Here is a 19,986-nt window from a genome sequence, read left to right as displayed (position 1 = left end):
TTTAGACACTGTGGAACTAGGACAGAAAAACCCCGAAGCCGCTACCGGCTTCGGGGTTTTTCGTTATCCCCAAGGTTTTAAGATTTTTTTATACCAGGGGTTTTTATGTTTCCCGTCCTTCGGAGCACTTTTGGTGTTCTTTTGCTTGAAGTGCTCTTCACAGTATTCCACGGGTTCGGTTCCTTTTACATAGTAAGTTAATCTGGAGACGGGGCAGGCATCTGTTGCAAGTTTGCCGCTTGCTGGATTGACATGTACACCGATTACATTACCCGTTTCCTTAAAGGGTTTGGAAGGTTGCCCTTTCAAACCCTTCTCCATATAGGATGCCCATATTTTTTTCGCATAACTTTTTTCGGCGGGGATTTCTATCTTTTTCCCTTGATCGTAGCCAGTCCATACACCTGCAACCAGTTGAGGCGTATAACCGACCATCCAGCTGTCGGTGGAAGTGGAACCCGACTTCCCTGCGACGCGGTGCGTCAGTTGGGAACTGATCGTGCTCCCTGTCACCTTCGTGTAGCCGTTTAGCGTTTCGTCAAAAACCCCGGTAAGCATTTCGGTCATGACAAATGCCTTATCCTTATCCAGAATCTGTTCACCTTTCTGGGACCGTTCGAAGATGACTTCACCTCTTCGGTCTTCCACCTTGGTGATGAATATAGGATCTACCTTTTTACCACCGTTAGCCAGGATTCCGTATGCATTGACCATCTCAATGGGTCTCACATTGGATGTGCCAAGTGCAAGAGAAGGAACCGCATCCATTTTGGAAGTGATGCCAAAACGACGTGCCGTATCAACCAATGCCTGTTCGCCGAGAAATAGATGGGTCTTCACGGCATAAATGTTGTCGGATAAGGCAATGGCCTGTGCCATCGTTATTTCATCATTCGCATACTGATAATTATAGTTATGCGGCTTATATGAAGTATGGCCATCATCAAAGGTAAAGGTTGTGACCTCACTTTTTAAAGTGGTTGACGGTGTAAACCCGTTTTCTAGTGCTGAATAGTATAGAAGCGGCTTTATTGTCGATCCTGGCTGGCGTAGGGCCTGTGTGACACGGTTGAATGGTGAAGCTGTGTAGTCCGTGCCCCCGACGAGTGCACGGACTTCCCCGGTCCTGGGATCCATGGCCACCAGTGATGCTTGGATGCTAGCCTGTTCGGGTATGACAGTGGAGAGGGACTCCTCTGCGATGCGCTGTTGATTTTCATCCAATGTGGTATAAACCTTTAAGCCCCCGAGCTCGATTGTCCGGTCATCTAAATGAAGTTGCGTTTTTAGGGCCTGTTTGACGGCATCCTGGAAGTAAGGAGCCATTTTCTTGGTTACAGTACCATGTTCGCCATTTAAAGAAAGGGTTGCCTGGAGGGCTTCATCCGTATCAGCTTTTGAAATATAGTCTTTGGTTTGCATGGCATGCAGGACGACCTTTTGCCTTGATTTGGCTTTTTCCAGGTTGTCCAAAGGCGAATAGTTGGATGGCCCCTTTGGGATTCCGGCTAGCATGCTTGCCTCCGAAAGCGTCAAATCCTTGGCATCCTTACCGAAGTAATATTGGCTTGCAGCTTGTGCTCCATAGGCGCCATGGCCATAGTAAATCGTATTTAAATAGCCTTCTAGAATGTCTTTTTTTGAGTAATTCATTTCCAGGCGTATTGTATAGAACGCTTCATTGAGCTTACGCGACCACGTCTTATCATGGTCAAGAAAGAGATTCCGGGCATATTGCTGGGTGATCGTACTTGCCCCTTGAACCTTGGACATGGCACGGACATCAGCAAGAATGGCACCACCAATCCGTTTTATATCAAAGCCCTTATGGGTGTAAAATTGGCGATCTTCTACTGCGACTGTTGCCTTGACTAGTTCGGGTGAAATCGATTCCAGCCCGACCCAGTAGCGCTTTTGACCATTATCGGATTCTCCGATCACATTTCCATCATGGCTATAATATAGGGTAGATTGAGGTACAGCCAAAGGCGGCGGACCTAGTATTTTTGCATACATCAGTAAAGAGAGAAGCAAGACAAAGAGAATGATGAGACCTATTGTGGCAAAAATGATGAAAGCCCGCACATATTTAGTTGTCCTTTTAAAACGTTCGCTTGGAATGAGCTCCATTGCTTTCACCTCTCTTATTTTTAAAAAAGAATCTATTACTATTATGGAAAAAAAAGATATTTTTAAACATAAGAAGTGGAATTGTAATATTTATCTTGCATTTCTGGTAGATTCGTCTATACTTTTTCTAGCTAATGGGTATACCGAATATCGGCCAATTAGTTGAAAGACTATAAGATTTTGGAAAGGAAGCGTTAATAAATGAGCATTTGGTTTACTGAGAAACAAACAGAGAATTTTGGTATTACGATGAAAGTGAATCGTACTTTACATACGGAACAAACGGAGTTTCAAAAGTTGGATATGATTGAAACTGAAGAATGGGGGAATATGCTTTTGTTGGATGACATGGTGATGACATCCCAACGCGATGAGTTCGTTTATCACGAGATGGTAGCCCATGTTCCTTTATTTACACATCCTAATCCAGAAAATGTTTTGGTCGTAGGAGGAGGAGACGGCGGAGTTATCCGTGAAGTCCTTAAGCATCCAAGCGTAAAAAAAGCTACACTGGTTGATATTGATGGAAAGGTCATCGAATACTCCAAGAAGTATTTACCTGAAATTGCAGGCATGCTAGAAGATCCACGTGTCGATGTGCAAGTAGGGGATGGCTTTATGCACATCGCGAAGAGTGAAAATGAATTCGATGTGATTCTTGTGGACTCCACCGAACCAGTGGGTCCTGCCGTAAATCTATTTACCAAAGGCTTTTATGCCGGCATCTCCAAGGCTTTGAAAGAAGACGGAATCTTCGTTGCCCAATCGGACAACCCTTGGTTTAAATCAGACTTAATCCGTGATGTACAGCGCGACGTGAAAGAAATATTCCCAATCACAAGCCTTTATTTAGCCAATATCCCGACGTATCCAAGTGGGCTGTGGGCATTCACGATCGGTTCTAAAAAATATAATCCGCTTGACGTTCCAGACGAGCGTTTCCACGATATAGAAACAAAATACTATACAAAAGAACTTCATAAAGCAGCTTTCGTCCTGCCTAAATTCGTTCAAGATTTAGTGAAATAAGGGGGCATGAACTTGCGATTCGATGAAGCGTACTCAGGCAATGTATTCATTAAAAGCCATCCGGACTTCGAGGAATCCGAAGCGGTGCTTTATGGTATGCCGATGGACTGGACAGTCAGCTTCCGTCCGGGTTCCCGTTTTGGACCAACAAGGATTCGTGAAGTTTCAATCGGCTTGGAAGAATACAGCCCATATTTAGACCGTGAATTGGAAGAAGTGAAATTCTATGATGCTGGGGATATCCCATTGCCTTTCGGTAATCCGCAACGCAGTATCGATATGATTGAAGAATTTGTAGACGGTGTGCTTGATGCCGGTAAATTCCCATTGGGCATGGGGGGAGAACACCTTGTTACATGGCCTGTCATAAAAGCCATGTTTAAAAAGTACCCCGATATGGCCATCATCCATATGGACGCCCATACAGATTTGCGGGAGGATTATGAAGGAGAGCCACTTTCCCATGCTTCCATCATCCGAAAATCAGCAGAGCTTATCGGGCCGAGTAATGTTTATTCATTTGGAATCCGTTCCGGGCTAAAGGAAGAATTTCAATGGGCAAGGGAAAATGGCATGCACATCTCTAAGTTTGAAGTGCTTGAGCCCCTGAAGGAAGTATTGCCGCAATTAGCGGGTCGTCCGGTTTATGTGACGATAGACATCGACGTGCTTGACCCTGCGCATGCGCCGGGTACAGGGACCGTCGACTGCGGTGGTATTACGTCCAAAGAGCTTTTAGCTTCGATCCACGAGATAGCCCGTTCAGAAGTGAATGTGGTTGGCTGTGATTTAGTAGAAGTGGCCCCGATTTATGATCCATCTGAACAAACGGCGAATACGGCAAGCAAGCTGATTCGTGAAATGATTCTTGGTTGGGTTCAAAAGGGTTAAATATGATAGGGGAGGCTGTTCCTGCATTTTAGCGGGAATGGCCTTTTTTTGTATGTATTCGGGAAATATCATCGCTTTCCCTTCGTAATTAAGAGCTTGTCTTGCGTTACATTCAAATGAATTGCATACTAAGACAAGATATGAAACTTTATTTTCCGCTCCAAGTTGAAACTTCATTGAAGAATATTTATACTTATAAAGTTAAGAACGAGATGATGAAGGAAGTGTAGCTTTGACTCTTCATGATATAGATAAGCAGAATGTTAAAGTGACATTGCAGACAAAAATCAGGCATGGCTCTGAAACGGAAACGTATGAGCTCGTCACTTTTGGTACAAGGATGTATAAAGGGTCCGATTTGTATTTGCAATATGCAGAGGAAAATGAAGCCGGCAAAACGCAGACAACCATTAAGCATAAAACGAACGAAACGATTCTGCTTAGGAACGGTGCCGTTAAAATGAGACAGCTTTTCCGCTTGCAGGAAGCGACAAATGGACATTATGAAAGTATATATGGCAGGTTGGGGCTATCGACGACCACAAAGAAAATTCAGCATCAATGGGATGAAAAGAAAAAGGAAGGGAAACTGATCCTTCGCTATGCACTACATATGCAGGGAAGCGAACCCGGGCAATATGAAATGACGATTTCCTACAAGGAGGAAGCTTAGAACATGAATATAGTAAATGAGGTACAGGAAAAACTGAAACAGGAAATTAAAGATGCGGTTATTAAAGCTGGTTTGGCAACGGAAGAACAGGTTCCCAAAGTAGTGTTAGAACTTCCAAAAGATAAGACACACGGAGACTACTCCACGAATATGGCGATGCAATTAACGAAAATCGCAAAAAAAGCACCGAAAATGATTGCTGAAGCGATCATCGAAAACTTTGACCAGTCCAAGGCATCCATTGAAAAAATTGAAATCGCAGGCCCGGGATTCATAAACTTTTACATGGATAATGCTTATCTGACAGAGTTGGTTCCAGTGATTCTGAAAGCAGATGAAGCCTATGGGGAAAGCGATTATGGTAAAGGCGAAAAAATCCAGGTGGAGTTCGTATCCGCAAACCCGACTGGTGACCTTCACCTTGGTCATGCGCGTGGTGCTGCTGTTGGTGACACGTTATGTAATGTTCTATCAAAAGCGGGATATGACGTTTCGCGCGAATACTATATCAATGATGCAGGTAACCAAATCAATAACTTGGCAATTTCAATCGAAGCACGGTACTTCCAAGCACTTGGCCTTGATAAAGAAATGCCTGAAGACGGTTACCGCGGCGAAGATATTATCGGGATTGGTAAAACGCTTGCGAAGGAATATGGAGATAAGTATGTTAACGTCGATGAAAAAGAACGTTATGACTTTTTCCGTGAGTACGGATTGAAATGTGAAATGGCTAAGCTGAAAACAGACTTGGAAAATTTCCGTGTCGGTTTTGATGTGTGGTTCTCGGAAACGTCCCTTTATCAAAATGGGAAAATCGACGAAGCACTAAGCGTTCTGAAGGAGAGAGGTCATGTTTATGAAGAAGACGGGGCAACTTGGTTCCGTTCAACAGAACTTGGCGATGATAAGGACCGCGTTCTTATCAAAAAGGATGGCTCCTACACATACCTGACACCGGATATTGCGTACCACCGCAATAAATTGGAGCGTGGATTCGACACCCTCATCAATATTTGGGGAGCGGATCACCATGGTTATATTCCACGTATGAAAGCGGCAATCGAAGCGTTAGGCTATAATCGTGAGCAGCTTGAAGTGGAAATCATTCAGCTTGTTCATCTATTCAAAGATGGCGAGAAAATGAAAATGAGCAAGCGTACCGGTAAAGCGGTAACGATGCGCGACTTGATTGAAATGGTCGGCCTGGATGCCACACGGTATTTCTTTGCCATGAGAAGTGCGGACACACATATGGACTTTGACCTTGATCTAGCTGTATCACAATCCAATGATAACCCGGTCTATTATTCACAATATGCTCATGCCCGTATTTCAAGCATCTTGCGTCAAGGTGTGGAACAAGGGATTAGCTATGAAGGCATCACTGATTTTACTGCTCTTTCTACGGAGAAGGAATTCGAGCTATTGAAGAAATTAGGGGAATTCCCACAGGCAATCGCGGAAGCAGCCGAAAAACGGATGCCGCACCGCATGACGAATTATATTTTCGACCTGGCTTCTACATTCCACAGCTTCTACAATGCGGATAAAGTATTGGATAGTGAGAAAATGGATAGAAGTAAAGCTCGTCTTGCTCTAGTGAAATCGGTTCAAATTACGTTGAGAAACGCACTGGCACTAATCGGCGTTTCTGCACCGGAAAAAATGTAATAAGAAAAAGCGGTCGTTTCCCGTGAAACGGCCGCTTTTTTATTTAATGAAAACAGATCCCCCGCTTACTCTTTTCACTCCACGGATTCTTGACATCTCTTCAATCAATTTCAGCATCGCCTGATCCTTCATTTTTGCTTCAATCATGAAATCAACATCCTTCCCCAACTCCGTGAGTGCTTTTAGGAGGGGCATAATGAAGGCTATATCAATATAATCGGCATGTGAACGAAACGCACTGGCTGACTTTGGGGAAGAAATATGGATTGTAGGGACCGAATTGCTGTCTTCCCATGTAGTGTAGACATCGGTGAGTAGCTCGTTAAGCGGCTCCACGGATAGATTGGCAAGATGGTGATGATAATCAAAGACGAAAGGAATGCCTTCCCGCTTACATACACGTAACGTTTCGGAAGCTGTATAGGTTTTATCATCATTCTCCAGGGTCATCCTTGCTTTTACATGTTCAGGGAGCGACCTGAGGTTGTCATGAAAGCGAATGATTGCTGAATCTTTATCACCGTAGGCGCCGCCAATATGGATATTGATGAAGGATTGGTCTGCAATGCCCATCGCTTGAAGCATTTTATAGTGAAATTCCATATCCTTCACGGCATTTTCAGTAATGCTTGGTTTCGGGCTAGTGAAAAGCGTAAATTGGTTCGGATGAAAGCTGACCCGCATGTTGTTCGTCAATACCCAATCCCCAAGTTTTTCCCATTCTTTTGCAAAAGGGGTGACAAAATCCCATTTTACGTCCGGGTGGGTCGCCAAGGGCACGATGGAACTGGAAAGTCGGTAAAGCTCGACCTGATGGGCCGTATTATACTGAAGGACCCGCAATGTGTTCTCGATATTTTGTTTGGTCACCTCCAATAGCTTTTGCCTTCCTTCTTCCTGACCAAGCTCGTTATATCGTTTGAAGGTCAGGGTCTTTGCAGGGGAGGCCTCCCAAAGACAGGTTGCATTGGAAACAAATCCGAATCGTATTTTCATTTTCTTCTCTCCCATTATCCGATTTTTAAAGAAAAGGGGAAAGGATGGCAGCTAGTGATTCTTTTGCTGAACGTAAGATATTAGGGGAGGAGAGTGTCTTTTCCGCTATTGGGTTAGATTCAGCAATGTCGATCGCCAATTCATCCTTCACATCTTCTATGCAGCGGCGGTCATATATTAAACAATTGATTTCGCTATTCAGGAATAAACTCCGTTTATCAAAGTTTGCCGTACCGATATCACACATAATATCATCGATCAAGATCACTTTAGAATGGTAGAACCCTCTCTGAAATTGCATGATGGAGGCGCCTTCTCTTAATAAAATTCTAAAGTAGCGGAATGATGCCTCTTTAACTAGGGCATGGTCCGAAACGTCTGGAACGATGACGGTGACCGCTACCTTTCTGGAAAGGGCTTCCCTTAATGCTTCAAACAATTTATGGCTTGGGATGAAGTAGGGTGTCCCAATAATAATTTCCGTATCAGCTTTTTGAATCAGGTTTATCAGAGTTTGTTCAAGGTCGCTTCCATTAGTCACGATGAACTGTTGAGCTTGTGAGCCAGGAACTAATTCAGGAAAATAGGCGGGAGTCCCCCTGAAATCTTCTTTTGTATCATAAAACCAATCAGAAAGGAAAACTTCCTGTAAATCCTTCACTCCTTCCCCCGTGATTTTCAGGTGGTAATCACGCCAAGGGTTTAGCTTTTCTCCTTGATTAATATATTCCTTCCCAATATTAAAACCGCCCAGATACCCAATCCTTCCGTCAATTACGGTGATTTTCCGGTGATTTCTTCTTTGCGTGGAATAGAAAAGGAAAGGGGGCTTCGGTTTAAAGCTATATGAAAAGTGAACATTGCTTTTCTTTAATTCTTGAATGGACTGCCGGGACATTTTTTTACCTCCGACCCTATCTACCAACAGCCTTACCTCCACACCTGATTCTGCCTTTTTTTGAAGCAACTTCAAAAAGTCATTGCTAAATTGATCCTCTTTCACGATATAAAAAAGAATATGTATGGACTCCTGGGCCCGTTCAATTTCTTTCAGGAAATCTTCGAATAGGATTTTCCCTGATGTAAAGACGGTCATTTCACTTTTACGGGGCGGGAAAGTGATGTTCGTTGCCCGCTTTACCTGCTGCTTATAGCCTAACTTGAAATCAACCCAGCACCAAGTGAGGATCAACATTAATATAGAAAAAAACGTAACGAACACCTTCAACACGATCCCCCCTTAATGGTTTAAGTTAGTTTGACTCAAACAACCTATTTGTAACCATTAATTAAGTACAAGAGAAAGTGGATTTTTTTTAAAAATAAGAAGGGTAATTGACGGAATTGTCGAACTTTACTAGTGGGTGTAGAAAAATAACAATATTTACAAAGAAAAAAGTTGACTGAATGCTCATTCATTATATAATGGAGATAATCAAATTTCAGGAAAATGCCATTTTTTCTATAATTTTAAAGTGGTGATCTGGCATTTTTACACGATTCACGAATATATAAAAGGGGGAACGCATGCAATGGAAATGAATGGCCTGCTGTGGATTAACTTAATTGCATTTTTACTTGTAACCGCTTACGCTGCTGGATTATTTGTCTATTTAATCAGGACTCGAATGGCCTATATAAAGCTTGGCAAAAAAGTGGAATTCGATAATCGCGTCAAAGAACGGCTGGTTAAAATTGGGGTTTATGTATTCGGACAAAAGAAGCTCTTTAAAGACAAGAAGAGTGGAATCATACACTCCATGTTATTTTATGGTTTCATCTTAGTACAATTTGGAGCCATTGACTTTTTTATCAAAGGATTAAAGCCAGGATGGCATTTACCATTTGGTCCGGTATACCCGGCGTTCACTTTCTTTCAGGAAGTCGTGACGCTCACGGTTCTTGTTGCAATCTTATGGGCAGCATACCGCCGTTATGTAGAGAAGCTTGTTCGATTGAAAAGAGATTTTAAAGCAGGGTTGGTCGTCATTTTCATTACCGGAATCATGGTTACCGTATTAACAGGTAATGGAATGGGAATGATCTGGCACGGTCATGATGCAACGTGGTCAGAACCCGTAGCATCCAGCATTGCGTTTTTATTCAACTGGATGGGACCGACCGCAGCGACTGTCGTGTTTTACGTAGCTTGGTGGTTGCATTTGATCATCATATTATCGTTCCTTGTCTATATCCCGCAGTCCAAGCACGCTCATTTAATTGCTGGACCCGTTAATGTATTCCTGAATCGTTTGGATAACCCGGGTAAGCTGAAGCCGGTGGATTTAGAGGAAGAGATTTTGGATAAAGAAGGAAATCAATATTATGGTGCCAAATATATCGAAGACTTAACGCAATATCAAATGATTGACCTATATGCCTGCGTAGAGTGTGGTCGCTGTACGAATATGTGTCCGGCCACAGGTACGGGGAAAATGCTATCGCCGATGGATATCATTATCAAAATGCGTGATCACTTAACGAATACAGGGGCAGCCGTTACGACTAAGCAACCTTGGGTTCCGTCTTTCGTATTTGGAAATACAAAGGGCAACCAAATCGCTTTAGCGAGTGCGGGGCAGGGGGCGCAGGAGTCTGCAGCAGCAACCGAGGCCTATAGCGCTAGCCTTATTGGGGAAGTCATCACGGAAGAGGAACTATGGGCATGTACAACGTGCCGGAACTGTGAAGATCAATGTCCGGTCATGAATGAACATGTTGATAAAATCATTGATATGCGCCGTTACTTGGTGCTGACGGAAGGTCGTTTGGATCCCGATGCCCAACGTGCGATGACAAACATCGAACGCCAAGGGAATCCTTGGGGATTGAACCGTAAAGAAAGAGAAGACTGGATAGGTTTACGTGACGACGTTGTCATCCCAACCGTCAAGGAAATGAAAAAAGCGGATGAGGAATTTGAATATTTATTCTGGGTAGGCTCGATGGGGTCGTATGATAACCGAAGCCAAAAAATCGCCCTTTCTTTTGCTAAATTAATGAATGAAGCTGGCGTCAAATTTGCCATCTTAGGAAATAAGGAGAAAAATTCGGGCGATACTCCTCGCCGTCTAGGAAATGAGTTTGTTTTCCAAGAACTGGCCATGAAAAATATCGAAGAATTCCAGAAAAACGATATCCAAAAAATCGTGACCATCGATCCGCATGCATATAATATCTTCAAGAATGAATATCCGGACTTTGGACTAGAAGCGGAAGTGTACCATCACACTGAATTACTTGCTCAGCTTGTTAAGGAAGGAAGACTGGTACCACAATTCCCGGTCAATGAAACGATCACCTTCCATGACTCCTGTTACTTGGGAAGATATAACGATGTATACAGCCCACCACGTGAAATCCTGCAATCCATTGAAGGCGTCAAACTTGTCGAGATGGAACGTAACCGTGAAAAAGGAATGTGCTGTGGAGCTGGGGGCGGCTTGATGTGGATGGAAGAGGAAACGGGTAACCGAATTAACGTTTCCCGTACCGAACAAGCTCTTGCAGTAAACCCAACCGTTATTAGCTCAGGTTGCCCATACTGTTTGACGATGTTGTCGGACGGGACGAAGGCAAAAGAAGTTGAAGAGAATGTGAAAACGTATGATGTTGCCGAATTACTCGAAAAGGCAATCCTGGGAGATAGTAAGCCCGTAGCGTCTTAAGTTAAATAGAATTGCCTGCTTCTTTTAAATGAATACATTCACTAGAAGCAGGCAATTTCTCTTTTATATAAACTAAATATTTTAATTTTTGTAAAAAATATGTAAAATGGAATTAAGCGCTTTCAAAATTTTTTATACGGACATCGAGCGAGCGTTCAATCAATTTACCTGAGGAGGAAATGAATAATGGCGAAAACAGTGATCATTAGCGGTGTGAGAACACCTTTTGGTAAGTTCGGCGGGGGCCTCAGCAGTTTGACAGCCTCACAGCTTGGTGGAATAGCAATCAAAGAAGCGGTTGAACGGGCAGGGATTGATGGAAGCAAGGTAGGCGAGGTCATTATGGGGAATGTGCTCCAAGCGGGGCAAGGGCAGATCCCTTCTCGCCAAGCAGCACGTAATGCAGGGTTACCTTGGGAAGTGAAAACGGAAACGATAAACAAAGTTTGCGCCTCAGGTCTTCGAAGCGTGACATTGGCAGATCAGATTATTCGCTTAGGGGAGGAAGAAATCATCGTTGCCGGTGGAATGGAATCGATGAGCAACGCACCATACATTCTCCCGAAAGCGAGATGGGGACTACGGATGGGCGATGGTCAGCTGAAGGATACGATGATCTCGGATGGCCTTAGCTGTAGCTTTACAGGCGTACATATGGGGACGTATGGAAACAGTACAGCTGCAGAACTGGAGCTTACGCGTGAGCAGCAGGATAGCTGGGCTTATGAAAGTCACCAAAAGGCCATTAAGGCAATCGATGCCGGTATTTTGGCTGAAGAGATCATTGCCGTAGAGGTTCCGGTAAGAAAAGGAACGCCTATGACGATTGAGCATGATGAAGGCCCAAGAAAAGATACATCAGCCGAGAAGCTGGCCAAATTAGGTCCGGCCTTTAATAACGAAGGGACCATCACGGCTGGAAATGCCCCAGGGGTCAATGACGGAGCGGGCGCCCTTGTCTTAATGAGTGAAGAACGTGCAGAAAAAGAAGGGGTAACGCCTTTTGCCTATATTTTGAGCCATGCAGAAGTGGCTGTGGAAGCCAAAGACTTTCCCAAAACACCTGGTTTGGTCATCAATGAACTCTTGAAAAAGTCCGGTAAATCCATCGAGGACATAGATTTATTTGAAATCAATGAAGCCTTTGCCGCTGTCGCCCTAGCCAGTGGGAAGATTGCGAATGTCAATCCTGAAAAAGTAAATGTAAACGGTGGTGCCGTAGCATTAGGACATCCGATTGGGGCTAGTGGAGCCCGCATCATCATCACGCTTATGCATGAATTGAAACGTCGCGGCGGCGGATTGGGCATTGCAGCCATTTGCAGTGGCGGCGGTCAGGGAGATGCCATTTTAATAGAAGTGCCAACGCAGGGAAAATAGATTGCTAGATAACTAAGGAGGGATTTTGGATGGGCATTCAAAAGGTTATGGTCATTGGTGCAGGGCAAATGGGTTCTGGTATTGCCCAGGTATGCGCAATGAGCGGCTATGATGTTCTATTGCATGACTTGAAAGAAGAATATGTAGAAAAGGGATTAGGTACGATTACCAAGAACCTTTCCCGACAAGTAGAAAAAGGAAAACTGCCTGCTGAAGATAAAGAGGCAACGTTATCCCGGTTGACAGCATCAACGGATTTGAATCAAGCGAAAGATGTGGATTTGGTCATTGAAGCAGCCATTGAAAATATGGAAATCAAAACGAAGCTTTTTGCCCAATTGGATGAAATCGCCCCGAAGCATGTCATACTGGCGACCAATACGTCATCGCTTCCCATTACGGAAATAGCTGCTGCGACAAAAAGGCCGGAGAAGGTGATCGGCATGCATTTCATGAATCCGGTTCCGGTCATGAAGCTGGTCGAGATCATCCGTGGTCTTGCTACAGCAGACGACGTATATGAAGAAATTGAGGAAATGGCAAAGTCCTTAAGTAAGGTCCCGGTCGAAGTGAATGATTTTCCTGGATTCGTTGCGAACCGGATACTGATGCCAATGATCAATGAGGCGGTTTATACCCTATACGAGGGTGTAGCAACCAAAGAGGCGATCGATGACGTCATGAAGTTAGGCATGAATCATCCCATGGGACCACTTACACTCGCGGACTTCATTGGCCTGGATACATGTTTATACATAATGGAAACCCTCCATGATGGGTTAGGGGACGACAAATACCGTCCATGTCCGTTATTGAGGAAATATGTAAAAGCAGGTTGGCTTGGTAAAAAGTCAGGACGTGGTTTTTATGAATACAGTTAGTCTTCAGGTAGAGCAAGGGCATCAGGGGAGGAATGTAGGGATGGATTTCCAATTCACAGAAGAGCAGGAAATGATGCGCAAGATGGTCCGTGATTTTGCCGAAAAGGAGATAGAGCCCCATATAGAATCGATGGAAAGAGGGGAGTTTCCCAAAAAGATCCTCCGTAAAATGGGTGAACTTGGACTGATGGGTATCCCGATCCCAGAGCAATATGGTGGAGCAGGGATGGGTTTCATGTCTTATATCATTGCCATCAATGAAATTTCTAAAGTGAGCCCGACTCTGGGTGTCATACTTTCGGTCCATACTTCCGTTGGCACGAATCCAATCGTTTACTTCGGAACGGAAGAACAGAAAGAGAGGTTTGTCCCGAAGCTTGCTGCAGGTGAATACTTAGGTGCCTTCTGTTTGACAGAACAAAGTTCAGGATCCGATGCTGCGAGTTTGAAAACAAAAGCCGTAAAGGAAGGCGACACCTACCGGCTGAACGGTTCAAAGGTATTCATCACAAATGGAGCGGAGGCAGATGTTTACATTGTATTCGCTTCCAGTGATCCGAGTAAGAAAAGCAAGGGCATTTCTGCTTTTATCGTAGAAAGAGGAACACCTGGCCTTATTTTCGGGAAAAATGAGCGGAAAATGGGGCTTCATGGTTCCAGTACGGTACAGGTAACCTTTGAAGATATGAAAATACCAGCTGAGAATCTCCTTGGTAGCGAGGGCGAAGGGTTCAAAATTGCGATGGCCAACCTGAACGTTGGAAGAATAGGCATTGCTTCTCAAGCCCTCGGTATTGCCGAAGGCGCCATGAAACATGCTGTCGAGTATGCAAAGAGCAGGGTGCAATTCGGCAGACCGATTGCCATGCAGCAAGGCATCGGGTTCAAATTGGCCGAAATGGCCACGAACATCGAGGCTTCCAGGCTATTAGTCTATCAAGCGACCTATCTTCAGTCGCTTGGGTTACCTTGTGGCAAGGAGGCATCGATGGCAAAGTTGTTTTCATCGAAGACGGCTGTAGAAGTGACAACTGAGGCCATTCAGGTATACGGAGGGTACGGGTATACAACGGAATACCCGGTCGAACGTTACTTCCGGGATGCCAAGGTGACGGAAATTTATGAAGGAACCAGTGAGATACAAAGGATCGTCATTAATAAACATCTCTAAAACCAAGAAGATGGGGGACATGGATATGCAATTTAAATTAACGGAAGAACATGAAATGATCAGGAAAATGGTGCGTGATTTCGCTGAAAATGAAGTGGCTCCAACAGCAGCCGAAAGAGATGAAGAAGAACGGTTTGACCGTGAGATTTTTGATAAAATGGCTGAACTTGGACTGACCGGAATTCCATGGCCAGAAGAATACGGGGGCATCGGAAGCGATTATCTCGCGTATTGTATCGCAATCGAAGAACTATCCCGTGTATGTGCCTCTACGGGTGTTACGCTTTCGGCCCATACATCCCTTGCCGGTTGGCCAATCTATAAATTTGGTTCGGAAGAACAGAAACAAAAATACCTTCGCCCGATGGCTCAAGGTGAAAAAATCGGTGCATATGGTTTGACGGAACCAAGCTCAGGGTCTGATGCCGGTGGCATGAGAACGACTGCAAAGCTTGTAGGAGATGAATACATCATCAATGGTTCGAAGATTTTCATCACGAACGGTGGTATCGCCGATACGTATGTAGTATTTGCATTGACAGATCCGGAGTCTAAACAAAAAGGAACAAGTGCCTTTATTGTCGAGAAGGATTTTCCAGGCTTCAGTGTAGGTAAAAAAGAGAAAAAACTCGGAATTCGTTCTTCACCGACAACTGAAATCATTTTTGATGAATGCCGTGTACCAAAAGAAAATCTTTTGGGAAAAGAAGGCGAAGGGTTCAAAATCGCGATGATGACTCTTGATGGCGGACGTAACGGAATTGCCGCTCAGGCAGTCGGTATTGCCCAAGGAGCCTTGGATGCGGCGGTTGGTTATGCAAAAGAACGCGTCCAGTTTGGAAAACCTATTTCCGCACAGCAGGGAATCGGTTTTAAATTGGCGGATATGGCGACAGGTGTCGAGGCTTCGCGACTCTTAACGTATCAAGCGGCTTGGCTGGAGTCAGTGGGCCTCCCTTATGGAAAGGAATCCGCCATGTCGAAACTTTTTGCCGGGGACACAGCCATGAAAGTAACAACGGAGGCTGTTCAAGTGTTTGGCGGGTATGGATATACAAAAGATTACCCGGTTGAACGCTTTATGCGTGATGCAAAGATCACCCAAATTTATGAGGGAACACAGGAAATTCAAAAACTGGTCATCTCAAGGATGATAACTAAATAGAGTCGAAACCAGGTTTTCCGGAGAGGCCCTTCCGCCTCCCGGAATACCCTTTTCATTTTTCTGAAAGGCTCCCTGAAGGTGAAGGGTGAGCTTTCTAAAAGGGGTTTAAGAAATGGAAAAAAGAGAAGTTCAAGCATCTGTCAAGGATGAGAGGCTGATCGAGAAAAGGCGTAAGCAGATGATTAAAGGTGCCGTTAACCTATTTAAAGAGAAGGGGTTTCACCGGACGACAACAAGGGAGATTGCTAAAGCATCCGGTTTTAGTATCGGTACGTTATACGAGTATATCCGGACGAAGGAAGACATTTTATATCTCGTCTGTGACTTTATTTATGATGAGGTCCGGGAGAAACTTCAGAGGGAAATCGAACAGAGTGATGGGACGCTAGATAGCCTGAAACTGACGATCGCCTATTTTTATCAGGTAATGGATGAGATGCAGGATGAAGTATTGGTCATGTATCAAGAGGTGAAAGCCTTGACCAAGGATGCCTTACCATACGTTTTAAACAAGGAAATCGAAATGGTGGGCATGTTCGAAAAGGTCATCACCAATTGTGTCAAGAACGGGGAGCTTCACTTGACGAAGCAACAGATCAGCCTCGTCTCCCATAACATTTTCGTTCAGGGACAGATGTGGAGTTTTAGAAGATGGGCTTTACACAAAAGATTTACGCTTCAAGAGTATGTTGAAATCCAAACAGAATTATTGACCCATAGTGTATCGATTCAGAAACATGCTGATATCAATTCATTTCAATAAGGAGGAGTCAAATGAGTACAATTGAAGTGTATCAACCTAAAAACCATATTCGGTTCGTGACGGCTTCGAGTTTATTCGATGGCCATGATGCATCCATTAACATTATGAGAAGGATTCTTCAGGCAAGCGGGGCGGAAGTCATTCATCTTGGCCATAACCGCTCGGTCGAGGAAATCGTGAATGCAGCGATTCAAGAGGATGTCCAGGGTATCGCGATGTCATCCTACCAAGGTGGGCACGTGGAATACTTTAAATATATGTATGACTTATTGAAAGAAAAGGGAGCCGAACACATTCGAATATTCGCTGGTGGCGGCGGTGTCATCTTACCAAGGGAGATTCAGGAACTACATGAATATGGGATTGCCCGTATCTTCTCTCCTGATGAGGGCCGCGAGTACGGGCTACAGGGAATGATCAACGTTTTGATGGCAGAGTGTGACTTCTCGACAGTAAAGCCATCCTTGCAGGACCGTTTTGATGAACTGATTGCAGGAGAAACGAGTGCGGTTGCCCAATATATCACCTGTGCAGAAAATAGGCTCGACGCCGCCCAGGAAACAGCCGCAACAGTTGAAAGTCTCCTTGAACAGGTCAAGACATCGGAAAAACAGGTGCCGGTGCTCGGCATTACAGGAACGGGAGGAGCTGGGAAAAGCTCACTGACTGATGAGTTGATCCGACGTTTCCTCAATGAAATTCCGGAGAAGAATGTGGCGATCCTTTCTGTCGATCCGACAAAACAAAAAACTGGTGGGGCGTTGCTTGGCGACCGGATCCGAATGAACGCCATTTTTTCCAATCGAGTCTATATGCGAAGCTTGGCGACTCGCCATTCAAAAAGTGAGCTCTCACTCGCCATTCAAGATGCCATTTCTGTGGTCAAGGCGGCAGGCTTTGATTTAATCGTCGTAGAAACGAGTGGAATCGGCCAGGGAGATGCGGGCATAACCGAGATTTGCGATGTGTCCATGTATGTCATGACAAGTGAATTCGGAGCCCCTTCACAGCTTGAGAAAATTGACATGATCGATTATGCCGATTTGATCGTCATCAATAAATATGAGCGTAAAGGGTCTGAAGATGCTAAAAATCAGGTTCAGAAACAGTATCAGCGAAGCCACACTTTATTTGATCGAGACACTTCCGAAATGCCTGTATATGGCACCATCGCCTCGCAATTCAATGACCCAGGCACGAATGCTTTATTCGCCGTTCTTATCGAAAAGTTAAATGAAAAGGCCGGGACGAATTGGAGCACGACTTTTTCAAAAGAAGCGGATGTCTACAAGCAGAATGTCATCATTCCAACTGACCGGCGGTACTACTTACGTGAAATCAGTGAGACGGTCCGGAATTATCATAAGAAGGCCCGTGAACAAGTCAAACTGGCAAGAAGATTGTTCCAGCTGGAAGGGGCGATAGTGGCGGTCAAGGAAAATGGGTGTGAGGAAGCTGTCATGGAGTCACTTGAGGCATCGAAAAAAGAAACCGTTTCCAAGTTATCGGCCGAATCGAAAGCCATCCTGACTGGCTGGAACGAGTTAAAAGAGAAATATTCGGCTACACAGCTTGTCACGAAAATCAGGGATAAGGAAATCGTCACAAACCTAAAGACAAAAAGTTTGTCCGGGTTAATGATCCCAAGGGTTTCCCTTCCTAAATACGAAGACTATGGGGAGATACTAGGGTGGGTCTATCGAGAAAATGTACCTGGCCATTTCCCGTATACGGCCGGAGTTTTCCCATTCAAACGCGAGGGGGAGGATCCCAAGCGCCAGTTTGCCGGCGAAGGGTCACCGGATAGAACGAACCGCCGTTTTCATTACTTATCTAAAGATGATGATGCAAAACGCCTTAGTACCGCCTTTGATTCGGTTACGTTATATGGGGAAGACCCTGATTACCGGCCGGATATTTACGGGAAGGTAGGAGAGAGTGGCGTCAACATCTGCACGTTGGATGATATGAGGAAATTGTATGCCGGCTTTGATTTATGCGCCCCATCCACCTCGGTGTCCATGACGATCAATGGCCCTGCGCCCATTATCTTGGCCATGTACATGAATACGGCAATCGAACAGCAAGTTCGCCTGAAAGAAGGGGAATTAGGCCGTTCGCTCACAAAGGAAGAATATGAACAAGTTCAGGATTATACGCTTCAAACGGTCCGTGGGACAGTTCAGGCTGATATTCTCAAAGAAGATCAAGGGCAAAATACCTGCATCTTCTCTACTGAATTTGCCTTAAGGCTGATGGGGGACATCCAAGCATATTTCATAGATAAAAAGGTCCGGAATTATTACTCGGTTTCGATTTCCGGCTATCATATCGCAGAAGCGGGAGCCAATCCTATTTCCCAATTGGCCTTCACGTTGGCGAATGGCTTTACGTATGTCGAATATTACTTAAGCCGCGGCATGGATATCAATGACTTTGCTCCAAATCTGTCGTTTTTCTTTTCCAACGGTCTTGACCCGGAATACACCGTTATCGGAAGGGTCGCGAGACGAATATGGGCGACAGTCATGCGTGATAAATATGGTGCCAATGAACGCAGCCAGAAGCTAAAATACCACATCCAGACGTCGGGACGTTCCCTGCATGCACAGGAAATCGACTTCAATGATATACGGACAACGCTACAGGCCTTAATGGCCCTGCAAGATAATTGCAACTCGCTTCATACCAATGCATACGACGAAGCCATCACTACGCCTACAGAAGAGTCTGTACGCCGTGCCATGGCCATTCAGATGATCATTACGAAAGAACATGGACTATCCAAGAATGAAAATCCGATGCAAGGTGCCTTCATTATTGAAGAGTTGACTCAACTAGTCGAGGAAGCCGTCTTGAGCGAGTTCGATAGCATTAATGATAGAGGCGGTGTGTTGGGCGCCATGGAAACCCAGTATCAACGTGGGAAGATTCAGGATGAATCCATGCATTATGAAATGAAAAAACATACAGGGGAACTCCCAATCATTGGGGTGAATACGTATTTGAATCCGAATCCCCCAACAGAAGAAGCTGTGAACAGCATGGAGGTTGCCCGAGCTACAAAAGAGGAAAAAGAAGGGCAAATCGCGAATCTTCGTGCATTCCAGGAAGAAAACAAGGAAAGTGTTGAGGAAGCCTTGAACCGATTAAAGGACACGGCAATGAACGGAGGAAATATTTTTGCCGAACTTATGGCTTGCGTGCAAGTCGCGAGCTTGGGTCAGATAACAAGTGCATTATATGAGGTTGGCGGACAATACAGAAGAAATATGTAAAAGGGAAGGGGTATCCTTAAGGGATGCTCCTTTTTCAGAACCAATTTTCATCATTTTTCGGAAAATGAAACATTCACCTTATAAATTCCTTGAAAAGGGGCAAAGATGATGATTCACCCCTATCTGTGATTGGTAGAATCAACTCGAAGATACTGATGTTAAAAAATAAGGATTAATTCGCACATCAATCTCAAATCTTTTTTAACGTTATTTGTGGTTGCTTTTTCCCTTATACCTTCCTTGAAATAGATTTAGTTTTTATAAGCCAGTAGGGAAAATCTGTGAAA

General features: G+C 44.5%; 14 protein-coding genes. 11 read left to right on the top strand and 3 right to left on the bottom strand.

The genetic code is table 11. The annotated features are described in order from the left end of the window. Positions 1-63: 63 nt before the first annotated feature. The gene (locus ACQKIC_RS03345) at positions 64-2,130 is read right to left on the bottom strand and encodes a transglycosylase domain-containing protein (protein ID WP_427591702.1); all 2,067 of its coding nucleotides are present in this window, start codon (positions 2,128-2,130) and stop codon (positions 64-66) included. Between the two features lie 201 nt (positions 2,131-2,331). Between ACQKIC_RS03345 and speE the strand changes: the two genes are divergently transcribed. From speE to argS, 4 genes are all read left to right on the top strand, one after another. Continuing rightward, complete coding sequence (speE, locus tag ACQKIC_RS03340) at positions 2,332-3,159, top strand: spermidine synthase (protein ID WP_402870241.1); 828 nt, start codon at positions 2,332-2,334, stop codon at positions 3,157-3,159. 12 nt (positions 3,160-3,171) lie between these two features. Continuing rightward, on the top strand, positions 3,172-4,050 hold the full coding sequence (gene speB, locus ACQKIC_RS03335) for an agmatinase (RefSeq protein ID WP_402870244.1): 879 nt from the start codon (positions 3,172-3,174) through the stop codon (positions 4,048-4,050). Between the two features lie 232 nt (positions 4,051-4,282). Next, positions 4,283-4,723: a DUF1934 domain-containing protein gene (locus tag ACQKIC_RS03330; protein ID WP_402954930.1), complete on the top strand. Its 441-nt coding sequence runs from the start codon at positions 4,283-4,285 to the stop codon at positions 4,721-4,723. Between the two features lie 3 nt (positions 4,724-4,726). Continuing rightward, positions 4,727-6,397, top strand: coding sequence for an arginine--tRNA ligase (gene argS, locus ACQKIC_RS03325; protein WP_427591703.1), 1,671 nt, complete (start codon positions 4,727-4,729; stop codon positions 6,395-6,397). A gap of 39 nt (positions 6,398-6,436) precedes the next feature. Here argS and uvsE read toward each other — a convergent pair whose 3' ends face one another. Both uvsE and cls read right to left on the bottom strand, forming a co-directional pair. After that, complete coding sequence (gene uvsE / locus ACQKIC_RS03320) at positions 6,437-7,393, bottom strand: UV DNA damage repair endonuclease UvsE (RefSeq protein WP_427591704.1); 957 nt, start codon at positions 7,391-7,393, stop codon at positions 6,437-6,439. A 25-nt stretch (positions 7,394-7,418) separates the two neighbouring features. Continuing rightward, positions 7,419-8,624 (bottom strand): cardiolipin synthase, encoded by a 1,206-nt coding sequence (cls, locus tag ACQKIC_RS03315; RefSeq protein ID WP_402954921.1) that lies wholly within the window; start codon positions 8,622-8,624, stop codon positions 7,419-7,421. Between the two features lie 307 nt (positions 8,625-8,931). Between cls and ACQKIC_RS03310 the strand changes: the two genes are divergently transcribed. From ACQKIC_RS03310 to icmF, 7 genes are all read left to right on the top strand, one after another. Next, the gene (locus ACQKIC_RS03310; RefSeq protein ID WP_402871306.1) at positions 8,932-11,061 is read left to right on the top strand and encodes a heterodisulfide reductase-related iron-sulfur binding cluster; all 2,130 of its coding nucleotides are present in this window, start codon (positions 8,932-8,934) and stop codon (positions 11,059-11,061) included. Between the two features lie 186 nt (positions 11,062-11,247). Further along, a complete protein-coding gene (locus tag ACQKIC_RS03305) occupies positions 11,248-12,441 on the top strand; it encodes an acetyl-CoA C-acetyltransferase (RefSeq protein ID WP_427591705.1) in 1,194 nt (397 codons plus the stop codon). Between the two features lie 29 nt (positions 12,442-12,470). Next, complete coding sequence (locus ACQKIC_RS03300) at positions 12,471-13,322, top strand: 3-hydroxybutyryl-CoA dehydrogenase (RefSeq protein ID WP_402870256.1); 852 nt, start codon at positions 12,471-12,473, stop codon at positions 13,320-13,322. A 40-nt stretch (positions 13,323-13,362) separates the two neighbouring features. After that, the gene (locus tag ACQKIC_RS03295) at positions 13,363-14,493 is read left to right on the top strand and encodes an acyl-CoA dehydrogenase (RefSeq protein ID WP_427591723.1); all 1,131 of its coding nucleotides are present in this window, start codon (positions 13,363-13,365) and stop codon (positions 14,491-14,493) included. Positions 14,494-14,518: 25 nt separating this feature from the next. Then, complete coding sequence (locus ACQKIC_RS03290; RefSeq protein WP_402954918.1) at positions 14,519-15,658, top strand: acyl-CoA dehydrogenase; 1,140 nt, start codon at positions 14,519-14,521, stop codon at positions 15,656-15,658. Positions 15,659-15,770: 112 nt separating this feature from the next. Beyond that, a complete protein-coding gene (locus tag ACQKIC_RS03285) occupies positions 15,771-16,421 on the top strand; it encodes a TetR/AcrR family transcriptional regulator (protein ID WP_402990503.1) in 651 nt (216 codons plus the stop codon). Positions 16,422-16,432: 11 nt separating this feature from the next. Further along, positions 16,433-19,699: a fused isobutyryl-CoA mutase/GTPase IcmF gene (gene icmF, locus ACQKIC_RS03280; protein ID WP_427591706.1), complete on the top strand. Its 3,267-nt coding sequence runs from the start codon at positions 16,433-16,435 to the stop codon at positions 19,697-19,699. Positions 19,700-19,986: the final 287 nt, after the last annotated feature.

It is taken from the genome of Peribacillus sp. NPDC046944 (assembly GCF_050272735.1).
Taxonomy (GTDB): domain Bacteria; phylum Bacillota; class Bacilli; order Bacillales; family DSM-1321; genus Peribacillus.
Note: the sequence above shows the minus strand (reverse complement) of the source record. Positions and strands in the feature narration are given on the sequence as shown.

Excerpts from the sequence above, each read along its gene's own strand:
- ACQKIC_RS03285 (WP_402990503.1), top strand. The coding sequence starts at position 15,771 with ATGGAAAAAAGAGAAGTTCAAGCATCTGTCAAGGATGAGAGGCTGATC.
- icmF (WP_427591706.1), top strand. The coding sequence starts at position 16,433 with ATGAGTACAATTGAAGTGTATCAACCTAAAAACCATATTCGGTTCGTG.
- ACQKIC_RS03345 (WP_427591702.1), bottom strand. The coding sequence starts at position 2,130 with ATGGAGCTCATTCCAAGCGAACGTTTTAAAAGGACAACTAAATATGTG.
- ACQKIC_RS03290 (WP_402954918.1), top strand. The coding sequence starts at position 14,519 with ATGCAATTTAAATTAACGGAAGAACATGAAATGATCAGGAAAATGGTG.
- argS (WP_427591703.1), top strand. The coding sequence starts at position 4,727 with ATGAATATAGTAAATGAGGTACAGGAAAAACTGAAACAGGAAATTAAA.
- uvsE (WP_427591704.1), bottom strand. The coding sequence starts at position 7,393 with ATGAAAATACGATTCGGATTTGTTTCCAATGCAACCTGTCTTTGGGAG.
- speE (WP_402870241.1), top strand. The coding sequence starts at position 2,332 with ATGAGCATTTGGTTTACTGAGAAACAAACAGAGAATTTTGGTATTACG.
- ACQKIC_RS03310 (WP_402871306.1), top strand. The coding sequence starts at position 8,932 with ATGAATGGCCTGCTGTGGATTAACTTAATTGCATTTTTACTTGTAACC.
- ACQKIC_RS03295 (WP_427591723.1), top strand. The coding sequence starts at position 13,363 with ATGGATTTCCAATTCACAGAAGAGCAGGAAATGATGCGCAAGATGGTC.
- ACQKIC_RS03305 (WP_427591705.1), top strand. The coding sequence starts at position 11,248 with ATGGCGAAAACAGTGATCATTAGCGGTGTGAGAACACCTTTTGGTAAG.
- ACQKIC_RS03300 (WP_402870256.1), top strand. The coding sequence starts at position 12,471 with ATGGGCATTCAAAAGGTTATGGTCATTGGTGCAGGGCAAATGGGTTCT.